Source organism: Dactylosporangium sp. NPDC000244 (assembly GCF_040300725.1).
In the GTDB taxonomy this organism is placed as follows: Bacteria; Actinomycetota; Actinomycetes; order Mycobacteriales; family Micromonosporaceae; genus Dactylosporangium.
Window position 1 is genome coordinate 156,285 of sequence record NZ_JBEPEH010000015.1, and the last position, 26,935, is coordinate 183,219.

Annotated in this window: 22 protein-coding genes; 13 read left to right on the forward strand and 9 right to left on the reverse strand. The window is 73.6% G+C overall.

Features of this window, described 5'->3' with window-relative positions; all coding sequences use genetic code 11:
- Positions 1 to 43 precede the first annotated feature (43 nt).
- Positions 44 to 475 carry a GNAT family N-acetyltransferase gene (locus tag ABT369_RS22590; RefSeq protein ID WP_350614592.1) on the forward strand — a complete coding sequence of 144 codons (432 nt, stop codon included), beginning with the start codon at positions 44 to 46 and terminating at the stop codon, positions 473 to 475.
- Here ABT369_RS22590 and ABT369_RS22595 read toward each other — a convergent pair.
- Positions 448 to 1,449: a LacI family DNA-binding transcriptional regulator gene (locus ABT369_RS22595; RefSeq protein WP_350614766.1), complete on the reverse strand. Its 1,002-nt coding sequence runs from the start codon at positions 1,447 to 1,449 to the stop codon at positions 448 to 450. The genes ABT369_RS22590 and ABT369_RS22595 overlap by 28 nt on opposite strands.
- Before the next feature lie 212 nt (positions 1,450 to 1,661).
- Here ABT369_RS22595 and ABT369_RS22600 point away from each other — a divergent pair, with 212 nt between their 5' ends.
- The 6 genes from ABT369_RS22600 to ABT369_RS22625 all read left to right on the forward strand — a co-directional run bounded on the left by ABT369_RS22600 (position 1,662) and on the right by ABT369_RS22625 (position 7,616).
- Positions 1,662 to 2,528: a carbohydrate ABC transporter permease gene (locus ABT369_RS22600; RefSeq protein WP_350614594.1), complete on the forward strand. Its 867-nt coding sequence runs from the start codon at positions 1,662 to 1,664 to the stop codon at positions 2,526 to 2,528.
- On the forward strand, positions 2,528 to 3,373 hold the full coding sequence (locus ABT369_RS22605; RefSeq protein ID WP_350614596.1) for a carbohydrate ABC transporter permease: 846 nt from the start codon (positions 2,528 to 2,530) through the stop codon (positions 3,371 to 3,373). The genes ABT369_RS22600 and ABT369_RS22605 overlap by 1 nt, the downstream gene beginning before the upstream one ends.
- A 29-nt stretch (positions 3,374 to 3,402) precedes the next feature.
- Positions 3,403 to 4,722 carry an ABC transporter substrate-binding protein gene (locus tag ABT369_RS22610; RefSeq protein ID WP_350614598.1) on the forward strand — a complete coding sequence of 440 codons (1,320 nt, stop codon included), beginning with the start codon at positions 3,403 to 3,405 and terminating at the stop codon, positions 4,720 to 4,722.
- A 12-nt stretch (positions 4,723 to 4,734) separates the two neighbouring features.
- Positions 4,735 to 6,735, forward strand: a complete 2,001-nt coding sequence (locus tag ABT369_RS22615) for a beta-galactosidase (protein ID WP_350614600.1) — start codon at positions 4,735 to 4,737, stop codon at positions 6,733 to 6,735.
- A 67-nt stretch (positions 6,736 to 6,802) separates the two neighbouring features.
- Positions 6,803 to 7,129 carry a hypothetical protein gene (locus ABT369_RS22620; RefSeq protein ID WP_350614602.1) on the forward strand — a complete coding sequence of 109 codons (327 nt, stop codon included), beginning with the start codon at positions 6,803 to 6,805 and terminating at the stop codon, positions 7,127 to 7,129.
- Between the two features lie 16 nt (positions 7,130 to 7,145).
- A complete protein-coding gene (locus tag ABT369_RS22625) occupies positions 7,146 to 7,616 on the forward strand; it encodes a hypothetical protein (RefSeq protein ID WP_350614603.1) in 471 nt (156 codons plus the stop codon).
- A gap of 10 nt (positions 7,617 to 7,626) precedes the next feature.
- Here ABT369_RS22625 and ABT369_RS22630 read toward each other — a convergent pair whose 3' ends face one another.
- A complete protein-coding gene (locus ABT369_RS22630) occupies positions 7,627 to 9,801 on the reverse strand; it encodes a DEAD/DEAH box helicase (RefSeq protein WP_350614604.1) in 2,175 nt (724 codons plus the stop codon).
- 62 nt (positions 9,802 to 9,863) lie between these two features.
- Positions 9,864 to 10,871, reverse strand: coding sequence for an EamA family transporter (locus ABT369_RS22635; RefSeq protein WP_350614606.1), 1,008 nt, complete (start codon positions 10,869 to 10,871; stop codon positions 9,864 to 9,866).
- A 39-nt stretch (positions 10,872 to 10,910) separates the two neighbouring features.
- On the opposite strand from ABT369_RS22635, the gene ABT369_RS22640 reads away from it, so the two are divergent.
- Entirely contained in the window at positions 10,911 to 11,453 is a 543-nt protein-coding gene (locus ABT369_RS22640) for a CGNR zinc finger domain-containing protein (protein WP_350614768.1), read from the forward strand.
- Between the two features lie 62 nt (positions 11,454 to 11,515).
- On the opposite strand, the gene ABT369_RS22645 is transcribed toward ABT369_RS22640, so the two are convergent.
- On the reverse strand, positions 11,516 to 15,154 hold the full coding sequence (locus ABT369_RS22645) for a golvesin C-terminal-like domain-containing protein (protein ID WP_350614608.1): 3,639 nt from the start codon (positions 15,152 to 15,154) through the stop codon (positions 11,516 to 11,518).
- Positions 15,155 to 15,248: 94 nt separating this feature from the next.
- On the opposite strand from ABT369_RS22645, the gene ABT369_RS22650 reads away from it, so the two are divergent.
- Positions 15,249 to 16,196 carry a LacI family DNA-binding transcriptional regulator gene (locus tag ABT369_RS22650; protein ID WP_350614610.1) on the forward strand — a complete coding sequence of 316 codons (948 nt, stop codon included), beginning with the start codon at positions 15,249 to 15,251 and terminating at the stop codon, positions 16,194 to 16,196.
- Here ABT369_RS22650 and ABT369_RS22655 read toward each other — a convergent pair.
- Entirely contained in the window at positions 16,182 to 16,745 is a 564-nt protein-coding gene (locus ABT369_RS22655; RefSeq protein WP_350614612.1) for a TetR/AcrR family transcriptional regulator, read from the reverse strand. The genes ABT369_RS22650 and ABT369_RS22655 overlap by 15 nt on opposite strands.
- A 98-nt stretch (positions 16,746 to 16,843) precedes the next feature.
- On the opposite strand from ABT369_RS22655, the gene ABT369_RS22660 reads away from it, so the two are divergent.
- The 3 genes from ABT369_RS22660 (at position 16,844) to ABT369_RS22670 (ending at position 19,521) form a co-directional block, all read left to right on the forward strand.
- Entirely contained in the window at positions 16,844 to 17,659 is an 816-nt protein-coding gene (locus tag ABT369_RS22660; protein ID WP_350614614.1) for an alpha/beta hydrolase family protein, read from the forward strand.
- 156 nt (positions 17,660 to 17,815) lie between these two features.
- Positions 17,816 to 18,352 carry a SigE family RNA polymerase sigma factor gene (locus ABT369_RS22665; RefSeq protein WP_350614616.1) on the forward strand — a complete coding sequence of 179 codons (537 nt, stop codon included), beginning with the start codon at positions 17,816 to 17,818 and terminating at the stop codon, positions 18,350 to 18,352.
- Positions 18,349 to 19,521 carry a hypothetical protein gene (locus tag ABT369_RS22670; protein WP_350614618.1) on the forward strand — a complete coding sequence of 391 codons (1,173 nt, stop codon included), beginning with the start codon at positions 18,349 to 18,351 and terminating at the stop codon, positions 19,519 to 19,521. Before ABT369_RS22665 ends, ABT369_RS22670 begins: the two co-directional genes overlap by 4 nt.
- Positions 19,522 to 19,591: 70 nt before the next feature.
- On the opposite strand, the gene ABT369_RS22675 is transcribed toward ABT369_RS22670, so the two are convergent.
- Genes ABT369_RS22675 through ABT369_RS22685 form a run of 3 tightly spaced genes read right to left on the reverse strand, consistent with a single transcriptional unit; the run spans position 19,592 to position 22,760 of the window.
- The gene (locus ABT369_RS22675) at positions 19,592 to 20,647 is read right to left on the reverse strand and encodes a CapA family protein (protein WP_350614620.1); all 1,056 of its coding nucleotides are present in this window, start codon (positions 20,645 to 20,647) and stop codon (positions 19,592 to 19,594) included.
- The gene (locus tag ABT369_RS22680) at positions 20,644 to 22,053 is read right to left on the reverse strand and encodes a HAMP domain-containing sensor histidine kinase (RefSeq protein WP_350614622.1); all 1,410 of its coding nucleotides are present in this window, start codon (positions 22,051 to 22,053) and stop codon (positions 20,644 to 20,646) included. Before ABT369_RS22680 ends, ABT369_RS22675 begins: the two co-directional genes overlap by 4 nt.
- Positions 22,050 to 22,760 carry a response regulator transcription factor gene (locus ABT369_RS22685; RefSeq protein WP_502891806.1) on the reverse strand — a complete coding sequence of 237 codons (711 nt, stop codon included), beginning with the start codon at positions 22,758 to 22,760 and terminating at the stop codon, positions 22,050 to 22,052. Before ABT369_RS22685 ends, ABT369_RS22680 begins: the two co-directional genes overlap by 4 nt.
- A 388-nt stretch (positions 22,761 to 23,148) precedes the next feature.
- On the opposite strand from ABT369_RS22685, the gene ABT369_RS22690 reads away from it, so the two are divergent.
- Positions 23,149 to 23,529, forward strand: a complete 381-nt coding sequence (locus ABT369_RS22690) for a hypothetical protein (protein WP_350614626.1) — start codon at positions 23,149 to 23,151, stop codon at positions 23,527 to 23,529.
- Between the two features lie 1,304 nt (positions 23,530 to 24,833).
- Here ABT369_RS22690 and ABT369_RS22695 read toward each other — a convergent pair.
- Positions 24,834 to 26,933, reverse strand: a complete 2,100-nt coding sequence (locus ABT369_RS22695) for a fibronectin type III domain-containing protein (RefSeq protein WP_350614628.1) — start codon at positions 26,931 to 26,933, stop codon at positions 24,834 to 24,836.
- Positions 26,934 to 26,935: the final 2 nt, after the last annotated feature.

Consider the following 26,935-nt stretch of genomic DNA (forward strand, 5'->3'; position numbering starts at 1 on the left):
CGGTGGCGACGGCGCGGCGGTGGTTCCGGGAGGGTGGCGTGGCGTGAGGATTCGCCGGTTCGAGGAAGTCGATGCGGTCGTCGTGGCGGGGATCATCGGGCGTTGTCTGCGTGAGACGAACAGCCGCGACTACCCGGCCGAGGTCATCGAGCGGATGTGTGCACATTTCACGCCCGGGCGGCTGGTCGAGCTGGCGGGGTTGCGGGAGATGCGGGTGGCCCCGCACGGCACGGTGTCGCGGGACGGCAACAAGGTCTACACGATGTTCGTCGACCCCCGGGCGGCCGGGAAGGGGATCGGGCGGGCGCTGATGGCGCACATCGAGGGCCTCGCCAAGGCCGAGGGGCACGCGTTCATGGAGACCGGGGCGAGCATCACCGGGCACGGGTTCTACCGGCGGCTCGGGTACGTCGACGTGCGCGAGAGCGAGACCGAGTTCGGGCTGAACTACATCCTGCGCAGGCCGCTCGGGTAGGGGGCGGTGCTCGCGCGCGTGATGAGGCGGGTCGGGACCAGGTCGGTGCCGGGGTGGGCCGGGGAGTCGCTGATCTGGGCCAGCAGGGCCTGCACGCAGCGGCGCCCCACCTCGGCGAAGTCCTGGTGGACCGTGGTCAGCGGCGGCAGGTAGGAGGCGGCGTCCGGGATGTCGTCGAAGCCGACCACGCTCACCTCGGCCGGGACCGGGCGGCCGGACTCGTGGCAGGCTCGCAGCACGCCCAGGGCCATCTGGTCGTTCGCGGCGAAGACGGCCGTGCACGACGGGTCGGCGGCCAGGGCGAGACCGGCCTCGTAGCCCGAGCGGGCCGACCAGTCGCCGCGCCGCAGGTCCGGGATCGGGCGGCCGGCCGACGACAGCACCGAGCGCCAGGCGTCGGCGCGGCGCGAGGCGGCGTACGACTCCTCCGGGCCGGCCACGTGGTGGACCGTCGGGTGGCCCAGGTCGAGCAGGTGGCGGACGGCCTGGCGGGCGCCGTCGGCCTGGTCGGTGTCGACGACCGGGTAGCGGTCGCCGGCGTCGGAGTCGACGACGACCACGTGGGCGCCGGGCGGTAAGGCGACCGTGCCGGCGTCGAGGAGGTGGACCTCCATGATGACCACGACGCCGTCGACCGCCAGCTCGTCCATGCGCGTGAACGCGCCGAGGACGTTGTCCTGGGTCGGTACGCCCACCGGAATGAGGGTGATGGCGTACCCGGCGGCGGCGGCGTGGGTCGCGATCGCCTCCACGGTGCGGCTGTTGCCCGTCGAGGACAGGCCGAACAGGATCACGCCGATGGTGTTGAACTGCCCGTAGCGCAGGGCCCGCGCCGCGCTGTTCGGGCGGTAGCCGAGCTCGCGCATCGCCGCGAGGACCTGCTGCCGCGTGGACTCCACGACCGCCGAGTGACCGTTGGACACGCGCGAGACGGTCTGGGCCGAGACGCCGGCCCGGGCGGCCACGTCGGCCATCGACACCCGTTGCTTGCGCCGGCCGCCGGGCACGCCGGCGCCGCCGCGATCCGCGGTGCGGGCCTGCTGGTCCATGCGCGCTCCAGGCGTGTCTTGACGGTTCATGTTGAGGGGTGCCACCATACCGCAACCAATGTTTGCGTAAACATCCACACGGATGCGCAGAAAGCGTCAGTCGATGTTTACGTAAACACGGCGGAGGGAGCGGCACCGTGCGGCGACGATCCTGGGCGGGCTGGCGGTTCGTGGCGCCGTTCATGGCGGTGTTCGCGCTCGTCTTCCTGGCCCCGATCGGCTACGCGATCTACCTGAGCCTCTTCCGCACCCGCCTGATCGGCGGCACCACCTTCGTCGGCCTCGGCAACTACACCAAGGCCGTCGGCGACCCGCAGTTCTGGTCGGCGTTCGGGCGGGTCGCGCTGTTCCTGGTCGTCCAGGTGCCGATCATGCTGCTGCTCGCGCTGCTGCTGGCCCTGGCCATCGACAGCGGGCGGCTGCACGGCGCCGCGTTCTTCCGCATCGCCGTCTTCCTGCCCTACGCCGTGCCCGCCGTGGTCGCCACCCTGCTGTGGGGCTTCATGTACGGCACCCAGTTCGGCCTGGTCGCGAACCTCGGCGACGCGCTCGGCGTCGACCTGCCCGACCCGCTGTCGCCCAGATACGTCCTGGCCTCCATCGGCAACGTCGTGACCTGGGAGTTCGTCGGCTACAACATGCTGATCCTGTACTCCGCGCTGCGAGTCGTGAACCCGGCGCTCTACGAGGCCGCCGCGCTCGACGGCGCCGGGCAGCTGCGCGTCATCCGCGCCATCAAGCTCCCGGCGCTGCGCGGCCCGCTGCTCATCGCGACCATCTTCTCCATCATCGGCAGCTTCCAGCTCTTCGCCGAGCCGAGCATCCTGCGCATCCTCGCGCCGAACACGATCCCGACCTACTTCACGCCCAACCTGTACGCGTACTACCTCAGCTTCGGCGGCCAGCAGTACAACTACGCGGCCACCGTGGCCATCGTCATGGGCGTGCTGACGATGGCCGTCGCCTACGCCGTGCAGCTGCGCGGGCTGCGGCGGGCCGCCTGATGCGACCCCGCCGCAGCGTCACCCTCACCGTGCTGTCGGGCGTCATGCTGGTCTACGCCCTGCTGCCCCTGGCGTGGCTGCTCGTCAACGCCACCAAGACGCAGCCCGACCTGCTGAGCAGGTTCGGGCTGTGGTTCGGCCACGGCTTCGCGCTCTTCGACAACATCGCCGACACGTTCACGTACGACGGCGGCATCTTCACCCGGTGGCTGCTCAACACCCTGCTCTACGTGGTCGCCGGGGCCGGGGGCGCCACCCTGCTCGCCGCGCTGGCCGGCTACGGGCTGGCGAAGTTCGACTTCCCCGGCCGGCGGGGCGTGTTCGCGGTCGTCATCGGGGCGGTCGCGGTGCCGGGCACGGCGCTGGCGGTGCCGACGTTCCTGATGTTCTCGAACCTGGGCCTCACCGACACCCCGTGGTCGATCGTCATCCCGTCGCTCGTCTCGCCGTTCGGCCTCTATCTCATGTGGACGTTCGCGGCCGACGCGGTCCCCGACGAGCTGCTCGAGTCCGCGCGGGTCGACGGCGCGGGCGAGTTCCGCACGTTCTTCCGCATCGCCGCGCCGCTGCTGGCCCCCGGCACCGTCACCGTCCTGCTGTTCAACGTCGTCGCGACCTGGAACAACTACTTCCTGCCGCTGGTCATGCTCAAGGACCGGGACTGGTACCCGCTGACGCTGGGCCTGTCCGCCTGGAACCGGCAGGCCGTCACCGCCGGCGGCGACGTCGTGTTCAACCTCGTCATCACCGGCTCCCTGCTCACCATCGTGCCGCTGATCGCCGCGTTCCTGCTGCTGCAGCGGTACTGGCAGTCCGGCCTGAGCGCCGGAAGCGTCAAGGAATAAGCCCTCGTACACCCCGCGAAGGGAACATCATGACGTCCATCAGCCGTAGAAGCCTGCTCTTCGCAGCCGCGTCCGCCTTGCTGGTTGCCGGCTGCGGATCCCAGGAGGAGGACAAGCCCACCGGTGCGTCCGACAAGGACCTGCAGGCCGCGCTCGACGCCGGCGGCACCCTCACCGTGTGGGCGTGGGAGCCGACCCTCAAGCAGGTCGTCGCCGACTTCCAGACCAAGTACCCGAAGGTGAAGGTCGACCTGCGCAACGTCGGCACCGGCGACAAGCAGTACACCGCGCTGCAGAACGCGATGAAGGCCGGCAGCGGCGTGCCCGACGTGGCCCAGGTCGAGTACTACGCGCTGCCCCAGTTCGCGCTGGGCAAGCAGCTCGACGACCTCGGCGGCTACGGCTCCGGGCTCGACGGGACCTTCACCCCCGGCCCGTGGGGCGCCGTGCACTCGGGCGGCACGCTGTTCGGGCTGCCGATGGACTCCGGCCCGATGGCGCTGTTCTACAACAAGGAGGTCTTCGACTCCCACGGCGTCGCGGTCCCCGCGACCTGGGACCAGTACTACGAGGCGGCCCAGAAGCTGCACGCCGCCGACCCGAAGGTCTACATCACCAGCGACACCGGCGACGCCGGGTTCACGACCAGCATGATCTGGCAGGCCGGCGGGCGACCATACACAGTGGACGGCACCAGCGTCGGCGTCGACTTCACCGACGCCGGCACGAAGCAGTTCACCGCCCTGTGGCAGAAGCTCATCGACGGCAAGCTGCTCGCGCCGATCAACGGGTGGAGCGACGGCTGGTACAAGGGCCTCGGCGACGGCACGATCGCCACGCTCGTCATCGGCGCCTGGATGCCCGCGAACCTCGAGTCCGGCGTGAAGGCCGCGGACGGCAAGTGGCGGGTCGCGCCGATGCCGCAGTGGACGGCGGGCGGCAAGGTCGTGGCCGAGAACGGTGGCTCGTCGCTGGCCCTGCCGAAACTCGGCAAGAACAAGCAGCTGGCGTACGCGTTCACGAGGTACGCCACCGTCGGCGCGGGCGCGCAGAGCCGGGCCGACAACGGCGCCTTCCCCGCGACCACCGAGCAGCTGAGCTCGCCGGCGTTCCGGGACAAGGAGTTCCCGTACTTCGGCGGCCAGAAGGTCAACCAGGTGCTCTCCGACGCCGCCGGGCAGGTCGCGAGCGGCTGGTCGTACCTGCCGTTCCAGGTGTACGCCAACAGCATCTACAACGACACCGCCGGCAAGGCCTACATCGGCGGGGCGACCCTGCAGGACGGGCTCAAGGCGTGGCAGGACGCGTCCGTGAAGTACGGGCGGGAGCAGGGCTTCACCGTCAAGTAAGGGAGTTCGTCCGTGCCGCAGCACCCCCGTCACCGATGGCTGCGCTGGCCGTCGGAGCCCGGCCGGCCGCGCCTCGCGTTCGGCGCCGACTACAACCCGGAGCAGTGGCCGCGCGAGGTCTGGCGCGAGGACATGCGGGCGATGAAGACGGCCGGGGTCAACATCGTGTCCCTGGCCATCTTCTCGTGGGCCCGCATCCAGCCCCGCGCCGCCGCCTGGGACTTCGCGTGGCTCGACGAGGTGATGGACCTGCTGCACGGCCACGGCATCGCGGCCGACCTGGCCACGGCGACGGCGTCCCCGCCGCCGTGGCTCACCGCGGCCCACCCCGAGATCCTGCCCGTCGACCGCGACGGGCGCACCGTGTGGCCGGGCGCGCGGCAGCACTGGCGGCCGACGTCGCCGGTGTTCCGCGCGCACGCCCTCGAGCTCGTCGCCGCGCTCGCCGAGCGCTACGGCACCCACCCGGCCCTGGCCGCCTGGCACGTGAACAACGAGCTCGGCTGCCACAACGTCTACGACTACTCCGACGACGCCGCCCGGGCGTTCCGGCTGTGGCTGCGGCGGCGGTACGGCACGATCGGCGCGCTCAACCACGCGTGGGCGACGACGTTCTGGTCCCAGACCTACGGCGACTGGGAGCAGGTCCTCCCGCCGCGGCGGCCCGCGCCCGGGTCCTACCCGAATCCGACGCAGCAGCTGGACTTCAAGCGCTTCTCGTCCGACGCCCTGCGCGAGCATCTGCGGGCCGAGCGTGACCTGCTGCGGCAGTACACCCCGGACATCCCGGTGACGACGAACTTCCTGCTCATGGGCGACACCCGCGGCATGCACTACGCCGAATGGGCGGCCGAGCTCGACTTCGTCGCCAACGACCACTACGTGATCCCGGGGCCACAGGGCCTGGACGAGCTCTCGTTCTCCGCGAACCTGGTCGGCAATCTCGCCGGTGGGCGTCCGTGGTACCTCATGGAGCACTCCACCAGCGCGGTCAACTGGCAGCCGGTGAACAAGGCCAAGGCCCCGGGCGAGCTGGCCCGCGACTCGCTGACGCACGTGGCCCACGGCGCGGACGCGGTCTGCTTCTTCCAGTGGCGCCAGTCGGCCGGCGGGGCCGAGAAGTACCACTCGGCGATGATCCCGCACGCCGGCGAGGACAGCGACGTGTTCCGGGCCGTCACCGAGCTCGGCGCCACGCTGCGCGACCTGGCCCCCGTCGCCGGGACGCCCCGCGAGCCGGCCCGGGCCGCGATCCTGTTCGACTGGGAGTCCTGGTGGGCGTCCGAGCAGGACTCGCACCCCAGCGACCGGGTGCGCTACCGGCGCGAGGCCCTGGACTGGTACACGGCCTTCCTGAACCTCGGCATCCGCGCCGACGTCGTGCCCGCGCACGGCGCCTGGGAGCGCTACGAGCTCGTCGTCGCGCCGATCCTGTACATGGTGCCGCGGCCGCTGGCCGACCGGCTGGAGGCCTTCGTGGACGCCGGCGGGCACCTGGTCACCACCTACTTCTCCGGCATCGTGGACGAGCACGAGCACGTGTGGCTGGGCGGCTACCCGGGCGCGCTGCGCGACCTGCTCGGCCTGCGCATCGAGGAGTTCGGCCCGCTGCTGGACGACGAGCGCGTGGCGCTGGACGACGGCTCGACCGGCACGCTGTGGACCGACCGCATCGACGTGGTGGACCCGGCGACGGAGGTGCTCGTGCGGTACACCACCGGCGAGCAGGCGGGAAGACCGGCCGTGACCCGCCGGGCGCTCGGCCCCGGCTCGGCCGCGTACGTCTCCACGCGCCTCGGCCCGGCCGGCCTGACCCCGCTGCTGGCGACCCTGGCCGCGCGGGCCGGCGTGCCGAGCGAGCTGCCCGCGGCCCTGCGCGGCGCCGTCGAGCTGGCCGTGCGGGGCGCGCACCGCTTCCTCATCAACCGCACCGACCGCCCGCTGGACGTGTCCGCCCTCGCCGGCCCGGGCCGCGTCCTGGCCCCACGGGCCGTCATGGTGGTGACGTCCTGAGGCGCCACCCGGGCCGCGCACACCTGCGAGCTGCTGCGTCGCCGAACATCGCCTAAGATCGGGCGCGATGTCGCCTCGTATCCTCCAGTCCGCCCTCGGCGTCGCGATCGCCATCGTCGGCAACCTCCTGGCCGACGTGGCCGCGATCGTCGTCATGCGCGCGCACGGGGGCGACGGGCTCGGCTGCGGCTCGTCGCTGGACCCCAGCGGGCGGTTCAACCTGCTGACCGCGCTGATCCTGACGTACGGCGGCGCCCAGCTCGTCCTCGGCGGGCTCGCGTTCGGCGTGTCCCTGCTGCTCAAGCCGCCGGTCCCCTTCTGGGCGGCGCTGCGCGCGGGCTGGGCGGTCCTGGCCCTGCTCTCCGTGCTGTCCATGTTCTACCCGGGGTGCTGAGCCTTACAGTAGTTCGATGGCGGTTGATGCGCCGTTGCGGCAGCTCGCCCACCGGACGGGCTCCGGGGAGTCGGCGGGCGGATCCTGGAACACCTACGCCCTCTACCCCGTCGCGGCGCCCCGCCCGGCGACCGGCCGTTCCCGGGCCGAGCTGACCTGCCCCGAGTGCGGCGGGACCGTGGCGTTCACGATCGCCAGCCCCGGCATCGCCCGGCGCCGCCGCGGCTGGTGGCGCGCGGTGGCGGCCGGGCCGGTCGCGCTGGCGCCGGTGCTGTTCCTGCCGGCCGCGGCGGCGGCCACGACCTCGCAGGCGGTGACGCTCGCGGTCCTCGGGGTGGCGCTGCTGCCGGTGCTGGGCGCGGGTGCGTACGTCGCGTGGCGGCGCGCCCGCGAGGAGGACGGGCTGCGGCTGCGGCGCGCGGACGGCACCCACTCCCTGCGCCCCGCCGGCGCCACGTCCGACTTCAGCGCCGCGTTGGAGCCCTGACCCGCGGTGCTCACGGCGTCGGGGCCGGCTGCGGCGCGCCCGAGAGCCGCTGCTGCTCCTGGGCCACGATCAGGCGCGCCAGCTGTACCTCCGACATGTCCACCGCACCCGGAGTGGCCTGCGCGATCGTGCTGTGCCGGACGTACGCGTCGAACAGCTGCGCCTTCGAGCCGAGCAGCTCGATCATCCGCTCGTCCACCGAGTCGGCGATGAGCAGGCGGTGGACCTGCACCGTGCGCACCTGGCCCATCCGGTGCGCGCGGGCGATGGCCTGGGCCTCGATCGACGGCTTCACCTGCGGCTCGCACAGGATCACCACCGAGGCGGCCTGGATGTTCACGCCGACGCCGGCGGCCTCGATCTGGCAGACGAGCACGGCCGGCTTCGCGGCGGCGGTGAACCGGTCCACGATCCGCTGGCGCTCGGCGACCGGGGTCGAGCCGGTGATCGGCCCGCACGCGGCGGCCCCGAGCGCGGCGCCGACGGTGGCGAGGACGTCGCGGAAGTACGAGAAGACCACGACCTTGCGACCGTTGGCCATGGCCTCCCGGGCCAGCTCGAGCAGGCGGGTCAGCTTGGCCGAGTCCTGCGGGCGGCGCACGGCGAACGCGGCCCGGCGCATGGCCATGAAGTTGCCGTCGCGCACCGCGTCGCGGTAGGCGGCCCCGTCCTCGGCGCCGAACTCCTCCCACTCGTCGACCTGCACCAGCTCCGGCAGCTCGGTGAGCACGTCGGACTGGTTGCGGCGCAGGTAGACCGGGGCGGCCGCGCGGCGGAACGCCTCGACGCTGATCGCCGCGTGCTCGGGCCCCATGCCGGCCGCGATCTCCGGCCGCAGGTGCTCGATGAGGGCGCGGAACTCGTCGATGCGGTTCTCCATCGGCGTGCCGGTGAGGAACAGCACCCGCTCGGACTCGGCCGCGACCCGGTTGACCGCCTGGGACCGCTTCGCGCCCGGGTTCTTCACGTAGTGGGCCTCGTCGACGACCATCAGCGCGGGCCGGGGCGGCGGCAGCTGGAGCGCGCCGAGCGAGCCGAACGTGACGACGCCGGCGCCGCCCTGGGCCCGCCACCGGGCGACCGCCCGCGCCCGGCCGCTGCCGTGCAGGCTGACGACCGGGATCGACGAGTGCCGGGCGATCTCGCGGGACCAGTTGATCAGGACGCTGGCCGGGCAGACGACGAGGAAGTGGGTGGAGCCCCGCGCGGCCAGGTGGGCCATCGCGGCGATGGCCTGGACCGTCTTGCCCAGCCCCATCTCGTCGCCGAGCACGACCCGCCGCTGCACGAGCGCGAACCGGGCCCCGAACGACTGGTAGCCGCGCAGCCGGAGCCGGTCGTTGAGCCGGGACGTGTCCAGCTGCTGCGCGCCGACCCGCTCGACGATGTCGGCCGGCAGGAAGCCCTCGCTCGCGGCGACGTCGCCGCCGAGGCCGACGACCTGGGCGAGCAGGCCGTAGTAGTCGGCCGAGTGCTGTTCGAAGTCGCGCCAGACCTGCTTGTCCCGGGGCGTGCGGACTTTGCGCACCGCCGCGGCGGCCGCGGGCAGGCCGCTCGCCTCGGCCGCGTCCACCAGCGCCCGGACCCGGCCGGCGGCCTCGTCGGCGACCGCCTTGTCCCCGGCCCGCATGAACAGCCGCCGCAGCGGCCCGGCCTCGGCGGGCCCGGCGATCGGCCGCTGCTCGGCCAGGTCCGCCGCGAGCCGCTTCGCCTCGGCCTCGTGGGAGCCGGCCGTGGTCCACACCGCGCCCCAGGTGTAGAGCGCCCGCACGAGGCGGGTCATGTCCGGGTTCTTCGGGTCGAAGTCGATGCGGAACTGCAGCGCATCGCGGGCGGCCAGTTTGAGCTGCTCGGCGGCGTGGATGGTCTTGCGGGCCGTGCCCTCGCCGATGCCGGGCACCCGGGTCAGCCGCTGCGGCCCGGCGCGCAGCACGTCGGCGACCGAGTTGATGCCGTGGGCGGGCAGCTCGTCGAGCCGGGCCCGTCCGTCCACGGTGTCCTTGACCGTCTCGATCGACATCTGTTCGATCGCGGTCCACACCTGCGGCTCGCTCGCGACCGCGTAGGCCTCGAGGACCTCGGTCCGGGCCGCGCCCACGGCGTGCGCGATCGCCTCGGCGTCGGCGTGCGTCCCGGCGGCCCGGGCCAGCAGCGCGCGCGTCTCGCGGCGGGTCGGGGCCGTCATGCCGTCGAACGTACCGGAACGGCCGGCATTCCTCAGGGCGAGCCGCGGCGCGGATCGATCGGTTACCCGCCGTGCGGGCCGGGCGCCAGGGCCGGCTCCGCGGCCGCGGTGACCGGCGGGAGCGTTTCCGCCGCGGCGGCCTCGCCGTCGTCGTCCGCCCGGACCAGGGCGATCCCGGCGAGCACCACGATGCCGCCGGCCAGCTGCCAGCCGCCCGGGCGCTGGCCCAGGGCGAGCCACGCGAACAGCACGGCGAAGAGCACCTCGAGCAGGCCGACGAAGGAGGCCACCTTCGCGCCGAGCAGGCGGGTCGCGGCGATGCTGGTGGCGTAGGCGAGGGCCGCGGCGATGATGGCCAGCCCGGCGATCGGCACCGGCCAGGGCATCGCCCGGTCCAGCAGCGTGACGTCGGCGGTGCTCGTGCGGAACGGCAGCAGGCCGGTGACGTCGAAGACCGCGAGGCCGAGCGCGCCGACGACCATGCCCGCCCACGCCAGCGCGATCGGGGGCAGGGCGCCCTCGCCGCGGGAGGCCATCACGAAGTACACGGCCAGGCCGGTGCCGGCCAGGATGCCCCACAGCACGCCGATCGGGTCGAGGCCGCCCCCGGCCGGGTTGAGCACCAGCAGGAGCCCGGCCAGCGCCGCGACGCTCCCGGCGACGGTGAGCCGCCGCGGCCGCTGCCCGTGCCGCAGCCAGGCCCACGCCACCACGAGCAGGATGCCGCCGTACTCCAGCAGCAGCGCGACGCCCACGTCGAGGCGCTGGACCGCGTTGAAGAAGAACAGCTGGCACCCGGCGACCGCGACCGCCCCGAACGCGAGCACCTCGCCGAGCGCCGAGCGCAGCAGCCCGAACCGGCCCCGCAGCGACCACAGCGCGAACGGGGTGAGCACCAGCGCGGCGATCGCGATCCGGTAGGTGACCAGGGCGCCCGGCGTCCAGCCGGTGGCCATCAGCGCGTCGGCGAACACCCCGGAGGTGCCGAACATCGCCGAGCCCAGCACCGCGAGGCCCAGCCCGGCCGCGCCGCGCCCCCGGGCGTCATGGCCAAACCGCGTTATGCTCATGACAGCAACGTAGGCCCGCGCCAGTAAGGAGTCAAGAAGATTTTCACTCATGACACCGAACTCACGCTCACCGCGACCGCGGCCCTCGTCAACACCGACTCGGCCGGCGACGGCGAGCTGCTGCCCGACATCGCCGCGCTCGACGCGTTCGTGCTCCGGCAGCGGTACACCGGCTCCCACCGCCACGACGAGGCCGAGCTCGAGGCCGTCCGCGCGCTGCGGCCCCGGCTGCGGGCGCTGTGGAACGCCGGCGAGGACGAGGCCGTCGAGCTCGTCAACGCCATGCTGCGCGAGGGCCGCGCCCTGCCCCAGCTCGTCCGGCACGACGAGTTTGACTACCACCTGCACGCGACCGCCGCCGAGCAGCCGCTCGACGTGCGGCTCATGGTCGAGTTCGCGATGGCGATGGTCGACGTCATCCGGGCCGGCGCCCTCGACCGCCTCCGCGTGTGCGCCGCCGACGACTGCCAGGACGTCGTCGTCGACCTGTCGAAGAACCGCTCCCGCCGCTTCTGCGAGTCCGGCTGCGGCAATCGGCAGAACGTCGCCGCATACCGCGCCCGCAAGGCCTCCGGCGGGTAGGTGCCCGCCCGGGGACGCCGGGGACCCCGCTCGCGCGGAGCCCCCGGCGTCCCCGGTGCCCGCTACGGCAGCCGCTCGCCCGTGCCCATCGACACCCGGTCGACCGTGAGGTCGGCCCGGGTGGCCGGCTCCGAGCCGATCTTCACGATGTTGGTGCCGCTGCCCTTGCTCGCCGCCCCGGACCAGCGCAGCACGCCGTCGACGTAGAGGTCGTACGCGTACGACGCGTGCACCACCACCCGGTACGTGTGCTCCGCCGTCGTGTCGAGCGTGAACGACTTCGCCGCGCTGCCGTAGCCGTCCGTGGCCGAGCCCGCGGTGCCGTGGTTGAGCACGACCCGGATGTAGTACGAGCCCGAGCGGACCGCCACCTCGGCGCTGCCGGCCGCGTTCGTGTGCGCCACGAACTCGTAGGTGAAGGCCCCCGTCGGCGGGGTGGTGCCGGCGCGCGCGATCGCGTAGTAGTCCGTGGTGCTGGAGTCGACGACCCGCGCCGCCGAGCCCGTCCACGTCGTCGCCCCGCCGCCGCCCACGCCGGTCCACGACGCCGGGGTGTCCATCCCGTCGTCGAACACGTCCCAGCCGGCCGCGCTCGCCACCGTCACGGGCAGGTCGGTCGCGCGCTGGTTGCCGGCGTTGTCGTCCCAGGTGAGGTACGCGTCCCACGCCCCGGCGCTCGGCAGCGCGGGGGAGTAGGTGATGGTCGCGGCCGCCCCCGGATCGGCGTAGAGCACGTCCCCGCCGACCGATGCCGGCTTCGCGGCGCTCGTCCACGCGCCGGTGCGCGCCGCCTGGTCCTCGTCGACCGTGACGGTGCTGCCCCCGCGGCGGAACTGCACCGCGTCGGCGACGACCCGCCCGTTGGCCGCGTTGCTCAGCCGCACCGAGCAGGAGGTGCCACCGCCGCAGGTGTACGTGCCGAGGTACTGCCACGTCGCCCCGTGCCCCGGCGCCCGGCTCTCGTCGACCTTCAGCGTCGTCGCCCCGCCCGTCACCCGCTGGAACGCGACCCCGTCGGCCACCAGCGCGGGCGCGGTCCCGCCGGGCACCAGCTCGAGGAAGTTCGCGGCCTGGCCCGCGCTCATCCGATACGGCCCGCCGGGCACCTTCACCCACCCGGCCGCGGCGGTGTCGACCATCGCGGAGCTCTGCACCAGCCCGCCGTCGTCGCGCACCACGTTCACCTTCTGGGTGCCGGACAGCCCGCCCGGCACGTGCATCCAGATGTCGTACTGCCCGGAGGTGCCCAGATACGGCGTGAACCGGGCCAGGTCGCCGGCCTGCGGGGCGGTCTTCGCCGCGGCGTCGAGCCCGTACGTGCCGGTATAGGCGGTCGAGCGCGTCAGCCCGCTGGTGGCCGTGCCCGCCTCGCCGTTGTCGAGCACCACGACGTCGCCGCCGGGCACGGACTGGGTCGGCGGGGGCGGCGGGACGGCCCCGCCGAAGGCCAGGGTCTCGTCGAAGCGCACCGTGCCGGACTTGGCAGCGGTCAGGCGCAGCAGCACGTTCTGGGTCGCGGTCGTACCGGTGTCGACCGTGACGCTCGCCGAGCCGCCCAGCGGCACGCTCTGCACGCTCGAGCCGGAGCGGATGACCGCGCCGGAGTCCGCGTCGACGAGGCTCCAGCCGACCGTCACGGCGGTCGAGCGGTCCCGCAGGTCGCTGTTGAAGACGAAGAAGGTGCGGCCGGTGCTGTACGGCGTGCTGAGCCCCGGCCCCGTCATGGCGGCGTCGACCCAGGCCTTGTCGAACACCGCGACGGGCGCGTAGGTGTCCTGCCACAGCTCCTGGGCGTCCCGCATCGCGGTCGTCGTCGGCGGGCTCGTGTACGGGTTCATGATGCTGTGCCACAGGTACTTCGCGTGGTACCCGGGCCCGGCGACGTCGGCGGCGCTCCACGGCACCGCGTAGGTGTCCGGCGGCAGCGAGAAGACCTTCTGGAAGTTGTAGAAGGCGAGCATGACCTTGGCGTCGTAGCCGAGGCTCATGCGCTGCTGGCGGAAGATGCGCATCGAGTCGATCACCGAGGCGCGGCGGGCGGCGTCGCCCAGCTTGAGGTACGACGCGTTCTCCTCGTAGGTGAACCACGTCTTCGGCGTCGGGTTGTTCAGATAGCCGCCGAGGTAACCGTCCGACTTCACCTCGGCCGTCTCGGCGTCGGCGGAGACGAGCTGGATGTCGGGGTTCACCGCGTCCTCGCCGCCGTAGCCGGTCTTCATGCCGGCGGTCAGCTCGGTGTTGTACGCCGGGTTCTCGTTCGAGATCGACCACATCACGATCGACGGGTGGTTGCGGTAGTGCCTGGCGATGCCGAGCACCGCCTCGAGGCCGGTCTCGCGCTGCGCGGCCGCGAGCGGGACCTCCCAGCTCGGGTGCGTGACCGGGTTCTCGGCGATGAGCATCATGCCCTTCTCGTCGGCGACGTCGACGATGTCGCGGTTGAGCGCCCAGCCGCGGTGGATGCGCAGGACGTTGATGTTCATCGCCTTGGCGACGTCGATGACCTGGCTGAAGTACGAGCGGGTCAGGGCCCAGTTGCCGTTGAACGTGAGCCCGTCGGCCTCGATCCCGGCGACGCCGGCGCCGTGCAGGTTGGTCTCGATGGACTCGCCGAACAGCGCGGTCCTGACCCCGTTGACGTAGACGCCCCGCACGTCCGGGTCGCCGTCGCTGACCGCCTTCACGTCGCGCACGCCGAACCGTTCCGTGTGCTGGATGCGGTCGGCTCCCACCTTGAGCGTGGTGACGAGGTTGTACAGCACCGGGTCGTCCGGCCACCACAGCTGGAACGTGGTCCAGGGCTGCGTGACGCTGACCTTCACGCTCTGCCCGGCCGGCACCGTGCGGGCCGCGCTGTCGGCGAACGTGAGCGCGGCGGCGCCGTCGGACCAGCGGTCGACCTGGTTGGCCACGACGACGCTCTGCGCGGTCGCGGTCGCGTTGTGCACGGTCACCTCGGCGGTGATCGTCCCGGCGGCGGGGTTGGGCCGCACGAAGACGTCCTCGACGGAGACGTCCGGCTCCCCGACCAGCTCCACGTCCTTGAACAGGCCGGACTTGGCCTCGTGGTAGAGCCGCGGGGCGGCGCCGTTGCTCTGGGGCCAGTACTCGCCGCGCACGCCCATCGGGTACTTCACGACGCTGTACTCGTTCGGCGCGGGCCCGATGAAGTTCGCGGTGATGTCCTGCACCACGATGTCGAGCGTGTTGTTCGTGGACCCCGGCGTGACGAGGTCGGTGATGTCCACGTCGAACGGGGTGAGTGCGAACTCGTGCGTGCCGGCGAGGGTGCCGTTGACCGTGATCGAGGTCTGCCAGTTGACGCCCTCGAAGTGCAGCTTGACCCGCCGGCCGGCGAACGAGGCCGGGACGGTGAACGTGCGCTTGTACTCGCCCTTGTGGATGTAGTGCCAGTAGCTCGGGAAGTCGAACTCCCCGACGCTGTTCCACGCCATCGGCACCCGCACGTCGTGCCAGGTGCTCCACTCGGTGGCCGGCACCGCGTCGATCGCGTCGCGGATGTAGGCCTGGGTCTCCCAGCCGAAGTACGGCATCTTGACGGCTTTGAACTGCCACTGGTCCCCGTTGAGGGACACCCTCGCGGCGGTGTCCGGCGTCGCCGCTCGGGCGGGTGTCGGGTGCAGGAGCGTCAGGAGCGTGGTGACGAGCGCCCAGATCGTCACGTGGCGGCGTGCGGTCATGGCGGCGAGTCTCGATCCGCCGAACGGACCCCGTCAAGAGACTAATACGTATTAGTTCCTTGACTTGCCCGGCTCGGTTCCGCACGCTGATGTCGTGCCCAGACGGGTGACCCAGCGGGACATCGCCCGCATGACGGGCGTGAGCCAGACCCTGGTCTCGTTCGTGCTCAACGGCCGCGACGACCCGCGGCTGAAGATCGCCCCGGAGACCCGCGAGCGCGTCCGGCTGGCCATCGAGGCGACGGGCTACGTGGCCGACCCGGTCGCCCGGCGCCTGGCCGAGGGGCGCAACCGGATCCTGGGCGTCTTCACCTACGAGCCGGTCTTCCCCAGCTCCGCCCGCGACTTCTACCACCCGTTCCTGGTCGGCATCGAGCGCCGCGCGGAGGAGCTGGACATCGACTTACTGCTGCTGACGAGCGGCCGGCGCCAGATCCTGCAGCGCCTGCGCCTGGCCGACGGCTGCATCCTCCTGGGTCGCGAGCTGGACCGCGCCGAGCTGACCACCCTGGTCCGCTCCGGCCCGCCGTTCGTCTCGATAGGCCGCCGCGACGACGCCGGCGGTCCGGTGCCGTACGTCGGCGCGGACTACGTGACCGCCACGGCCGATGTCGTCCGCCGCGCCGTCGCGCTGGGCCACACGCGCCTGGCGTACCTGGGCGCGGGGGAGGGCGCCGAGGCCTGGACCGACCGGTGGCGCGGCTTCGAGCTGGGCATCTGCGGCAGCGGCGCCACGGCCCGGCGCCTGCCGGCTCTGGAGGCGGTCCGGTCCACGACCGCGACGGCGGTGGTGTGCGAGGAGGCCGCGGACGGCCCGGCGGTCCACGCGCTGCGCCCGGACCTGTCGATCATCACCCTGGGCGAGCCGACGCGGGCGGTGCCGCCGTCGAAGCTGGCGTTCACGGGCATCGAGATCCCGCGCGAGGCGATGGGCGAGCAGGCCGTGGACGTGCTGACCGCCCTGCTCGAGGGTCGGCAGGTGCGGTCGCAGCGCCTCCTGCCGTGCTCGTTCGCGGAGGGTGAGACCCTACGGCCGGCGTAGGCCGTCGACGACGAGGTGCACCATGCGGCGGGCGTCGTAGCCGGGGGTGGACGCGCCGATGCACAGGTTGCCGACGCCGTGCATGAGCACCAGCGCGTCCATGCCGGGCGCGATCTCGCCCGCGTCGGCGGCCGCCTCGAGGAGCCGGGCGCAGACGGGGACGAGGCGTTGCAGGAAGTACGAGTGCAGGGTCTGAAATCCGGAGTCGTCGGAGCGCATCGCCTCGGCGAGCCCGTGCTTGGTCACGAGGAAGTCCACGAACAGGTCGATCCAGGCGGCGAGGGCCGCGTGCGGGGACGGGCTCGACGCGAGCAGCGCCGGTCCCGCCTCGGCGCAGGCCTCGACCTGGTGGCGGTACACGGCCACGATGAGATCGGCCCGGGTCGGGAAGTGGCGGTAGATCGTGCCGACGCCGACCCCGGCCCGGGCCGCGATGTCGCGCACCGGGGCGTCGACGCCCGACGCGACGAACGCCGCGGCGGCCGCCTCGAGCAGCGCCTCCTCGTTGCGCCGCGAGTCCGAGCGGCGCTTGCGCGGCGTGTCGGCCACCGTAACCCCCGTCACATCCCCTGGTAGCGGAACCAGGTTCCGGATAACTTTTAGCGGAACCGTGTTCCGCATCAACAGCGTACCCCTGGGAGCTTGCCATGCCGACGCCCGTGGTCTCCGTCCACCCGATCACCCTGCCCGGCCTGACGGCGCGCGTCTGCGCGCCGGTGACCGGCACCGCCCTGCCCGTGATCGTGTTCTCGCACGGCTTCGGCCAGTCCGCGCGCAGCTACGAGCCGCTGGCCGGGCACTGGGCCGCGCACGGCTTCGTCGTCGTGCAGCCCACCCACCCCGACTCGCGGACCCTGAACCGCCCGCTGGACCCGGACACCTGGCGCACCCGGATCACCGAGCTCTCCCGCGCGATCGACGAGCTCGACGCGCTGGCGGCGGCCGTGCCCGGCCTGTCCGGACGCGTGGACCGCACGCGGGTGGCCGTGGCCGGGCACTCCTGGGGCGCCCAGACCGCGAGCACTCTGCTCGGCGCGCGCACCCCGAGCGGCGAGGACTTCACCGATCCCCGAGTCTCGGGCGGCGTGCTGCTGGCGATCACCGGCCGCGGCGGCGACGACCTGAGCCCGTTCGCGGCCGAGCACTTCCCGTTCATGAGCCCGGACTTCGAGGGCATGAAGACGCCGGCCCTGATCGTGGCGGGCGACCACGACCAGTCGGCCCTGTCGACGCGGGGCCCGGACTGGTTCACGGACGCGTACCACCTGAGCCCCGGCGCCAAGACGCTGCTGACGCTGTTCGGCGCGGAGCACTCCCTGGGCGGCATCTCGGGCTACGAGTCGGCCGAGACCACGGACGAGAACCCGGCGCGCGTGGCCCTGATCCAGCGCGTGACCACGTCCTACCTCCACGGCGAACCCCTCGACCTCGACGAGACCCTGGGCTCCCTGACGTCCAAGTAGCCCGCGCGTGCTCTGGCGCACCGCGTTCGACTACCAGGTCCGGCTGACCCTCGTCGCTCGCCACGCCGACGCCGAACTCGTCATCGAGACCCCGATTTTGAACCTCCGGCACCGTCGCCCGCATCGGTCGGGTGGAAGCCATGAGGGAGGCGGCGGTTGCGCACAGCGTTCGAGAGTGAATACGTGGAGTACGTCCAGTCCCGGTTGCCGGCGCTGCGGCGCACCGCGTACCTAGTGCTCGGAGATGGTCACCGGGCCGACGATGCGGTCCAGGACGCGCTCACGGTGCTGTACCGGCGGTGGGGGCGCCTCGGGGACGTGGCGAACCTGGACGCGTACGTGCACACGATGGTGGTCCGGGCCTGCCTGGCGTACAGGCGGCGCGGCTGGTCGCGGGTCCTGCTCCGGGGCGACCCGCCCGACTCGGTGGTCGACTCCGACAGCGGCCGCGTCGACGAGCGGCTCATGGTCCGGGAGGCCCTGAACCGGCTGCCGGTCCGCCAGCGCGTCGTGGTGATGCTGCGCTTCCTGTGCGACCTGCCGGTCGCCGACGTCGCGCAGGTGCTCGGGTGCTCCGAGGGCACCGTCAAGAGCCGGACCCATCACGGGCTGCGAGCACTGCGCGCCGCGCTCGGCGACGGCGCGCTCTCGTCACTTTCCGTCACGACGGCACACCAGAGGAGGCAGGCATGATCGAGGACACCTTGCACCGGTACGCGCAGCAGGACCCGCCGCCCTCGCCCCTGCGGGCCGCCGATGTGCTGGTCGAGGCGCGGCGCCGGACCCGGCGCCGGGGCGCGGTGGCGACCGTGGCCGCGTCGGCGGTGACCGCCCTGGCCGCGTTCGGCCTGGTGCCGGTGTTGCGCGCGGCGGGCCCGGCGCCGGTCGTCCCCGCCGGGCCCGGCTGCGTCGTCGACGTGCTCGACCTGCCGAGCGGCACCGCCGGCGGCGTGACCGCCGTCGGGATCGACCCGTCCGGCCGCTACGTGATCGGGCTGACCGGGCAGCGCGACGCGCCCCGGGCGGTGCTCTGGATCGATGACGTGGCGGCGGTACTGCCCGAGCCGTTCACCCCCCAGGCCGTCAACGCGTCCGGGCTGGTCGTCGGCTTCACCGGCCCGGATCGGCACGGCTCCGAGGCCCAGCAGCGCCCCGTCGCCTACGACGGCAAGCGGCTGCTCCAGCTGCCGCTGCCCGACGGCGCGAGCGGCGGCGCGGCGTACGCGGTCAACACCCACGGTGACGTGCTCGGCACCGTGGGTCGCGCGGACGGCACCTGGCTCGCGGTGCGGTGGCGCACCACCGGCGGTACCGCCATCGTCACGACCGTCGCGAGCGCCTCCGGACTCGGGCTCACCGACGACGGCATCGCGGTCGGCTTCGACCAGGGCGCCCGGCACGCGCTGCGGTGGGCCGCCGACGGGGCGACGACGACGCTGCCACTGCCGCGCGGGGCCGAGTCCGCCACCGCGGCCACCGCCGCCGGAGAGTGGGCCGCCGGCGACGTGACGTCGACTGCGACCGACAGTAAGGGCGACGACACGCACACGGCGGCTCGGTGGAACCTGCGCACCGGCGCCGTCGAGGTGATCACGGGCATCAGCGGCCGCCGGGTCAGCGCCACCGGCGTCGTCGCGGGCACCACCGGCTCGGGCGCGCCGGCGCTCTGGCGGGACGGCAAGGTCAGCACGCTGCCGCTGCCCGCCGGCGCGGCACCGGCCGGCACCACTCTGGCGGGCATCACCGCCGACGGGCGGGTGCTGGTCGGCGGGGTGGAGACGGGGCCGAATGCCTCCAGCGGGGCGGTCGGCGATCCGGTGGTCAGCGGCCGGACCGCGCCGGTCGTCTGGCGCGGCTGCTGAGCGGCCACGCCCGCGGCCGTCACCCGGGCGCGGGCACCGCTGGTTTTCCGGCGCGGCTGCTGAGCGGTCGCTACCCGGCGGCGGGCGCCAGGCCGGTGCAGCGGCGCAGGTCCGCGAAGCGCTTGGCCGCGGCAGTCGCGGCGGCCCCGGTCACCGGCCGGGGCTGGCCGGTGCCCGAGACCACGGCGGGCACGAAGTCCGCCCGGGTCGCGGCGCGGCCGTGGACCGTGACGCGCAGGACGCCGGTGTCGGCCGAGCCCACGTACCACACGAAGTTGCCCAGCCCGTAGGCCACGTAGGTCCGGCCGAGCCAGCCGTCGCCCTGCAGCACGTGGGCGTGCGCGCCGATGATGAGGTCGGCGCCCGCGTCGGCCAGGGCGGCGGCGAACGACTTCTGGTCCGCGTTCGGGCACGACACGGTCTCGGTGCCCCAGTGGTTGAACACGACCACGACGTCCGCCTGCGCGCGGGCGGACCGCACCGCGGCCACGGCGCGGGGCACGTCCCACGCCATCGCGATGCCCGGGGTCGACGGGCCCGCCTTCCAGCTCTCGGCGAGGGTGTGGATCTGGCTGAAGCCGAGCAGCGCCACCCGGACGCCCCGGACGGTGAGGACCAGCGGCGCGTACGCCTCGTCGATCGTCCGGCCCCCGCCGAACACCGGCAGCCCCCTCGCGGCCGCGGCGTCGAGGGTGTCGCCGAAGCCGGTGCGGCCGTAGTCGAGCGCGTGGTTGTTCGCGATCGTGACGGCGTCGATGCCGGCCGCCTTCAGCGCGTCGTACGCCACCGCCGGCGCCCGGAAGTGGAACTCCTTCGGCTCCGGCGTGCCCCGTTCGGTCACCGCGCTCTCGAGGTTCACGACCGCCAGGTCGGCCTCGGCCAGGACCGGCGCCATCGGCCCGATCGCGGTCGCCGGGTCCCGCAGCAGGCTCGCGGTGCGCCCGGTGAAGTGCACGTCGCCGGCGAAGGCGAGCGTGAGGCCGACGGGGGCGGGGGAGGGCGAGGCTGACGGCGACGGCGGCGGCGACGCGGGACGTGACGCGGACGGCGACGGAGGCGCGGAGGCGACCGGCGCCGTGGAGCACCCGGCCACCAGGACGACCGTCACCAGCGCGAGCCGCCTCACGACAGGACCGGCAGCCGGATCGTCATGACCGTCCCCTGTGGATCGTTCGGGGCGACGGACACCGTCCCGCCGTGGTGCGCGGCGGTCTGCGCGACGATCGCCAGGCCCAGCCCGGAGCCGGGCATGCCCCGCGCGGCCACCGCGCGGTAGAAGCGGTCGAACACGAAGGGCCGGTCGGCCTCGTCGATGCCGGGCCCCCGGTCGCGGACCGTCAGGCGGCCCCCGGATTCCAGGACCACGTCGACGGTACCGCCCGCCGGGCTCCACTTCGCCGCGTTGTCGAGCACGTTGACCACCATCCGCTCCAGCTCGCCCGGGCGGCCGTGCACGGTCACCGGGGCCAGCTCGACCGCGAACGTGAGGCCCGGCGCCCGAATCCGCACCCGCTCCACGGCCGCCGCGACGATGTCGGCGAGGTCGACCGGCTCCGGCTCCTCCCGGGTCGTCTCCTCCCGGGCCAGCTCGACGAGCTCGGTGGTGAGCGTGGCCAGCTCGCCGACCTGCGCCTCGAGGTCGGCCAGCAGCCGGGCGCGCTCCTCGGGCGGCAGCCGGTGCGCGAGCTCGGGCCGCCGCTCGACCGCCAGCAGCAGCTCGATGTTGGTGCGGATGCTCGTCAGCGGCGTGCGCAGCTCGTGGCTCGCGTCCTCGACCAGGGTGCGCTGGGCGCGGCGGGACGCGTCGATGGCGCCGAGCATCGTGTTCACCGAGCGGCCGAGCCGGGCGATCTCGTCGACGCCGTGCACGGGCACGGGCCGGGTCAGGTCCATGGTCACGGCGACGTCCTCGACCGCCTCCGCCAGCCGGGAGACGGGCACCAGACCGGCCCGGGCGACGGCCCGCCCGAGCAAGGCCGCGCCCGCGATGCCGAGCGCGGAGCCGGCCGCGAGCAGCAGGCCGAGCTGGCCCAGGGTGCGTCCGGCCGGGTCCTGGTTGATGGCGACCTGCACCACGCCGCCGCCCGTGGCCGGGAGGGTCAGCATCTGGTACCGGTCCCCGTCCAGCATCACCGTCTCCTGCGCGGAGCTGCGCCGGCCCGCGAGGACCTGCTTCACCCCGGCGGTGATCGGCAGCGAGGCGGAGTCGCTGACGGCCGCCCCGTCGGCGCCGATGATCTGCCAGCGGGTGCCCAGGTCGCGGGGCCGGTGCCAGGGCGGCCCCTTGCCGTCGGGCGGGCCGAACTTCGGCCCGGTGTCGGGCAGCTGCGCGGTGCCGGCCCGCCACTGGTCGGGCTGGGCCGCGATCGCCTGCGCGTCCGTGGTCAGCTGGGACTGCAGCTGCCGGTGCTGGATCTCGAACACGGCCGCGAAGGCCACCGCGGCGACCACGAGCACCGCGACCGCGACGGCCCCGGAGACCAGCAGGGAGAGCCGGTCGCGCAGCGTCCGGCGGTGCCACCAGGCGATCACAGCGGCTCCTCCCGCAGCACGAACCCGACCCCGCGCACGGTGTGCAGCAACCGCGGCTCGCCCTCGGCCTCGAGCTTGCGGCGCAGGTACCCGAGGTACACGTGAATGCTGTTGCTCGTCTCCCCGAAGTCGTAGCCCCACACGTGCTCGAAGAGCACCTCGCGGGTCAGCACCTGCCGCGGGTGGCGCAGGAACACCTCCAGGATGCTGAACTCGGTGCGGGTCAGCCGCAGCAGCCGATCGCCCCGCCACACCTCGCGGGTCTGCGGGTCGAGCCGCAGGTCGGCGAAGCGCAGCTCGCCGTCGGCCGCCGCGGCCGCGGCCGGGCGCTGGGCCCGCCGCAGCAGTGCCCGCAGCCGCGCCAGGAGCTCCTGCAGCGCGAACGGCTTGATCAGGTAGTCGTCGGCCCCGGCGTCGAGCCCGGCGACCCGGTCGCCGACGCTGTCGCGGGCGGTGAGCATGAGCACCGGCACGAGCACCCCGCCGGCGCGCAGCTCCCGGCACGCCTCGAGCCCGTCCAGCACGGGCATGCTCACGTCGAGCACCACGGCGTCGGGCTCCTCGCCGCGGACGGCCCGGATCGCCTGGGCGCCGTCGGCGACGGTCTCCACCTGGTACCCCTCGAAGCGCAGCGTCCGCGCGAGCGAGTCCCGCACGGCCGCGTCGTCGTCGACCACCAGAATGCGCAAGCCCGCTCCCTCGTACATGAGACCCGAGTCTTGCGCCGGCGCGTGAGAGCACCGGCGCGGCGGGCCTAAGAATTGCCTAAGATCTCGACTCTCTCACGCAATTCTTAGGCTCGCCGCCGCGCTGTCCTTAGGCGGGGGATCGATGCTTGGTTTTATGAGCGAAGACCCCTCGAAGCAACCCCCGCCCCCGCCTCCTGCGGCGGAACCGATCGAACCCGAGCCCCCGGCCGTGCACGAGCCTCCGTCCCCGGCCGCGCACGAGCCACTGGCCGCGCACGAGCCACTGGCCGCGCACGAGCCTCCGCCCGCGCACGAGCCTCCGCCCGCGGCGGCGGCCGAGCCTCCGCCCCCGGCGGCCGCACCCACTCCGCCTCCGCCCCCGCCTCCGCCGCCCCCGGGACGTCCGGTGTGGGGTGGATGGCAGGGCGGCTGGCGCGGCGGACGGGGCCGGCGCAAGGGCATCCTGATCGCGATCGTGGCCCTGGTCGTCGGCTGCTGCCTCGGCGCGGGCGTGACCGCGGTCGGCGCCCTGGTCGTCGGCCATCATCGCGGCCCGGACCGCGTCGGACCGGGCTGGGACCGCAACGGCCATGACCGCGGGGGCGACCCGCGCGACGGTCGCGGTCCCGGGAACGGCTATGGTCCCGGGAACGGCTACGGTCCCGGCAACGGCCGCTTCGGCGACCGCGGCCGGCAGCCCGGCCCGGCCCCGAAGACCGCCGCCCCGACGCAGCCCGCCCCGACGCAGCCCGCCCCGACGTCGGCCGCTCCGACGCCGACGGCCTGATCACGATAAGTCGGGCGCTCCGCGCCACGACTTATCTGACTTATACCCCAACGGGGTGTAAGTCCGATTCTGGGACTTCGGCACTGGAACGGCCACGGGGACATCGCGCTGGTGATCGTCGTGATGTCCCCGTGGCCGGGCATCATTTCAAAATGTTCGGTATGTGCGCAGGGGCGTGGTCGGGGATCGTGGTTTCGGGCGTATTCTGGGATAATTCTTGGTATGGGGCAGATGCAGTTGTTCAGTTCGCGGGAATTGGCTGCTCTGCGGGATCGGACGAAGGCCCGGAATTGGTGGCCGGGGAAGGAAGCGCAGCGGCGGCGTGAGTGGGGCTTGGTGAGGCGGCACGCGGAGAAGCTGCGTCGCATCCACGACGCCGTGGCGCCCGCGCCCGGATCGTCTGCGCCGTCTGCGCCCGGATCGTCTGGGTCGATGCCGTGTGTGTCCGCGCTGTCTGCGCCCGGATCGTCTGGGTCGATGCCGTGTGTGTCCGCGCTGTCTGCGCCCGGATCGTCTGGGTCGATGCCGTGTGTGTCCGCGCCGTCTGCGCCCGGATCGTCTGCGTCGACGCCGTCTGTGTCGGCGGTCGATCGCCGCGGTCCGGGCGGCACTGTGGCCGCATTGCTTTCCGGCCGGCGCACCGCAGAAACGGCCCCGGCGCAGCCATCATTCTACCAATCCAGACAACCGGGCGATGCGGCGATCCCGCCGGTCAGGAATTCGCAACTCAGCCGCCGCGACGCCATTTTGCCAATCCCGCCACAAGACACAATCCGAAAGCCGTCGGATCCGGCTCGAAGCGATTGCACCGTTCCAATTGACGGTCGCTGTCCTACGTTTTCTGCCGGGCCGGAACACGTCCCATCCGCGAAAGATCGCGGGCCCCGGCCCGGGCGGGTGCGTGCCGCGCCCGGAAGGAGGACCGGGCCTGCGCGCGAGGCGGCGGCGGACCTGACATCGCCGGTACGGCGCCGCTGCCGCGCTGCCCCGCCGATGAGTGCGAGGAGCCCTGAGCGAGGCCGCGCGTTTGGCCGGCTCGTTGGCGATTCGGCCGGTCCGTGCGGGACGGGGTCGAGGTCGCCGCGGGCGTGTGTTCCGCGCCCGGCAGCGATGTCTTGCCGGTCAGCGCGAGCCGACTCGGGAGCGCCGTGTGCGTGGCCGGGTCGTCGGCGATCGGCCGGTCCGCGCAGGCCCGCGCTGTCCGCGCAGGCCCGCGCCGGTCCACGCAGGCCCGCGCCGGTCCGCGCAGGGTGGGGCCGAGGTAGTGCCGGGCGTGCGTGGCCGCACCGGCCGGTGCCGAGTGGTCAGAAGTTGTGGGCCGCGCCGGTCGGCAGGAGCCGGCTGTGGCGGCCCGGGCGGGTGCGTGCCGCGCCCAGCAGCAGTGCCGCCCCGCCGACCAGTGCGAGCAAGCCCGAGAGCGCCGTGCGGGCGACCGGGTCGCCGGTGACCGGCAGCGCCGCCGAGGACGAGGGTGGCGCGACGGTCACCGTGAGCTTCATCGCCCGCGCCGTCCCGTCGGGCGCGACGCCCTGCGCGAGGACCGTGTGCGCCCCCGCGGTCAGGTCGGCCGGCACGGTGACGGTCTTGGTGAAGTTCCCGCTCGCGTCGGTGACGGCGGTACCGAGCGACTGCGGCGCCGAGTACAGCGTGACCTCGACGGTCGAGTAGGCCGCGAAGCCGGTGCCGATGACCGTCAGCTGGGCGCCGGGCCGGGTGCTGGAGATGTCGCCCTGGTCCGTGGTGAGCGTGAGCGGCGTGTCCGGCACGGTCGCGGGCGCGGCCGGGGCGAGCGCGGTCACCGGCGCCGACGGCCCGGCGGGGGACGACGGGCCGGCGTCCGAGTTCGCCACGACCGTGACCGCGTAGGTGGTGCCGGCGGTCGCCCCGAGCACGCACGTGAGCGCGCCGGTCGTGGTGCACGTGGCCGGGCCGGGCGAGGCGGTCGCGGTGTACCCGGTCACCTCGGCGTTCGAGCCGGGCGCGGGCGCCGTCCAGCTGACGGTGATCGAGGAGACGCCGGCGGTGGCGGTGACGGTGCCGGGCGCGTCCGGCACCGTGGGCTCCGCGGGCGCGGCCGGGGTGACCTGGCTGCCCGCGCTCGGGTCGCCGTTGCCGACCGCGTTCACCGCGCGGACCCGCACGGTGTAGGCCTGCCCATTGGTGAGCCCGTTGATGGTGCCGGTGCGCGCCGCGCCCGAGCCGGTGGCCGTCGTCGTGAACTCGTGCCAGGTCGTGCCGTCGGCGGTGTACTCGTACTGCAGCACCGTGGATCCGCCGTCGGAGCCCGGCGTGAACGTGACCTCGGCCCCCTGGTTGCGCGCGGTCACCGACGTGATCGTGGGCGCGGCCGGCACCCGCGGCGCGGGGTTGAGCTGGATGACGCGGTGCTGCGGCGGGACGGAGACGAAGAGGGTCCCGGAGGCGTCGAAGGCCATGCCGTACGGCACGTTGATCGGCGAGTTCATGGCCGGCCCGGGCACGAGCCCGCCGGGCTCCCCGCTGCCCGCGAAGGTGCCGATCGAGCCGGTGTCCGGATCCACGACGCTGACCGCGCCGGCGCTCTCGGTCAGGTACAGCTCGCCCGCGTGGAAGCGCAGCCCGAGCGGCACGGCCAGGGCGCTCTTCGCGACCGACAGCGTGCCGCCCGGCGTGATCTTCACGATCTGCCCGTCCATGACGGCGGTGGTGACGTAGAGGTTTCCGGACGCGTCCATCGCCGCGCCGACCGGGTGGTCCAGCGGCGAGCTGGTGGCCGGCCCCGGGACCGGCGGGCCCCCGTTCGTGCCGGTGCCCGCGATGACCGTCAGCTGGCCGGAGGCGAGGTCGATGCGGCCGACCTGGCCCCATTCGCGCTCGGGGACGTAGAGGGCGCCGTCGGAGTACACCAGCTGCCCGGGCGAGTCCAGGCGGCTGCTCGTGGCCGGGCCGGTCGTCATGGCGCCCGGGGTGCCGGTGCCGGCGATGACGGAGAGCTGGCCGCCGGTCGACACCTTGTAGAGGCGCCCGGTGTCGGTCTCGCCGAAGTACAGGCTGCCGTCGGCCATGGGCAGGACGCTGCCGGGCGTGCCGATCGCGGTGCTCGCCGCGGGGCCCGAGGTCGCGCCGGGCGTGCAGGTGCCGGTGCCGGCGACGACGGACAGGGTGCCGCCGGGCGTGATCTTGTCGATCTGGCAGCTGCCGGAGGCGGTGACGTAGAGGTTGCCGGAGGCGTCGAACGTCACGTCGAGCGGGGCGGCGATCGCGGACTGGCTCGCCGGGCCGGGCGTCGCGGCGCCGGGGCTGCCGGTGCCGTACGCGTAGGCCAGCGTGTAGTCGCCCGTGTCGGCGTGGGCGGGCGCCGGGATCGCGGCGGTGAGCAGAGGGAGTGCTCCGGCGGCCAGCAGCCGGGCAACGCGTGACGTCATGT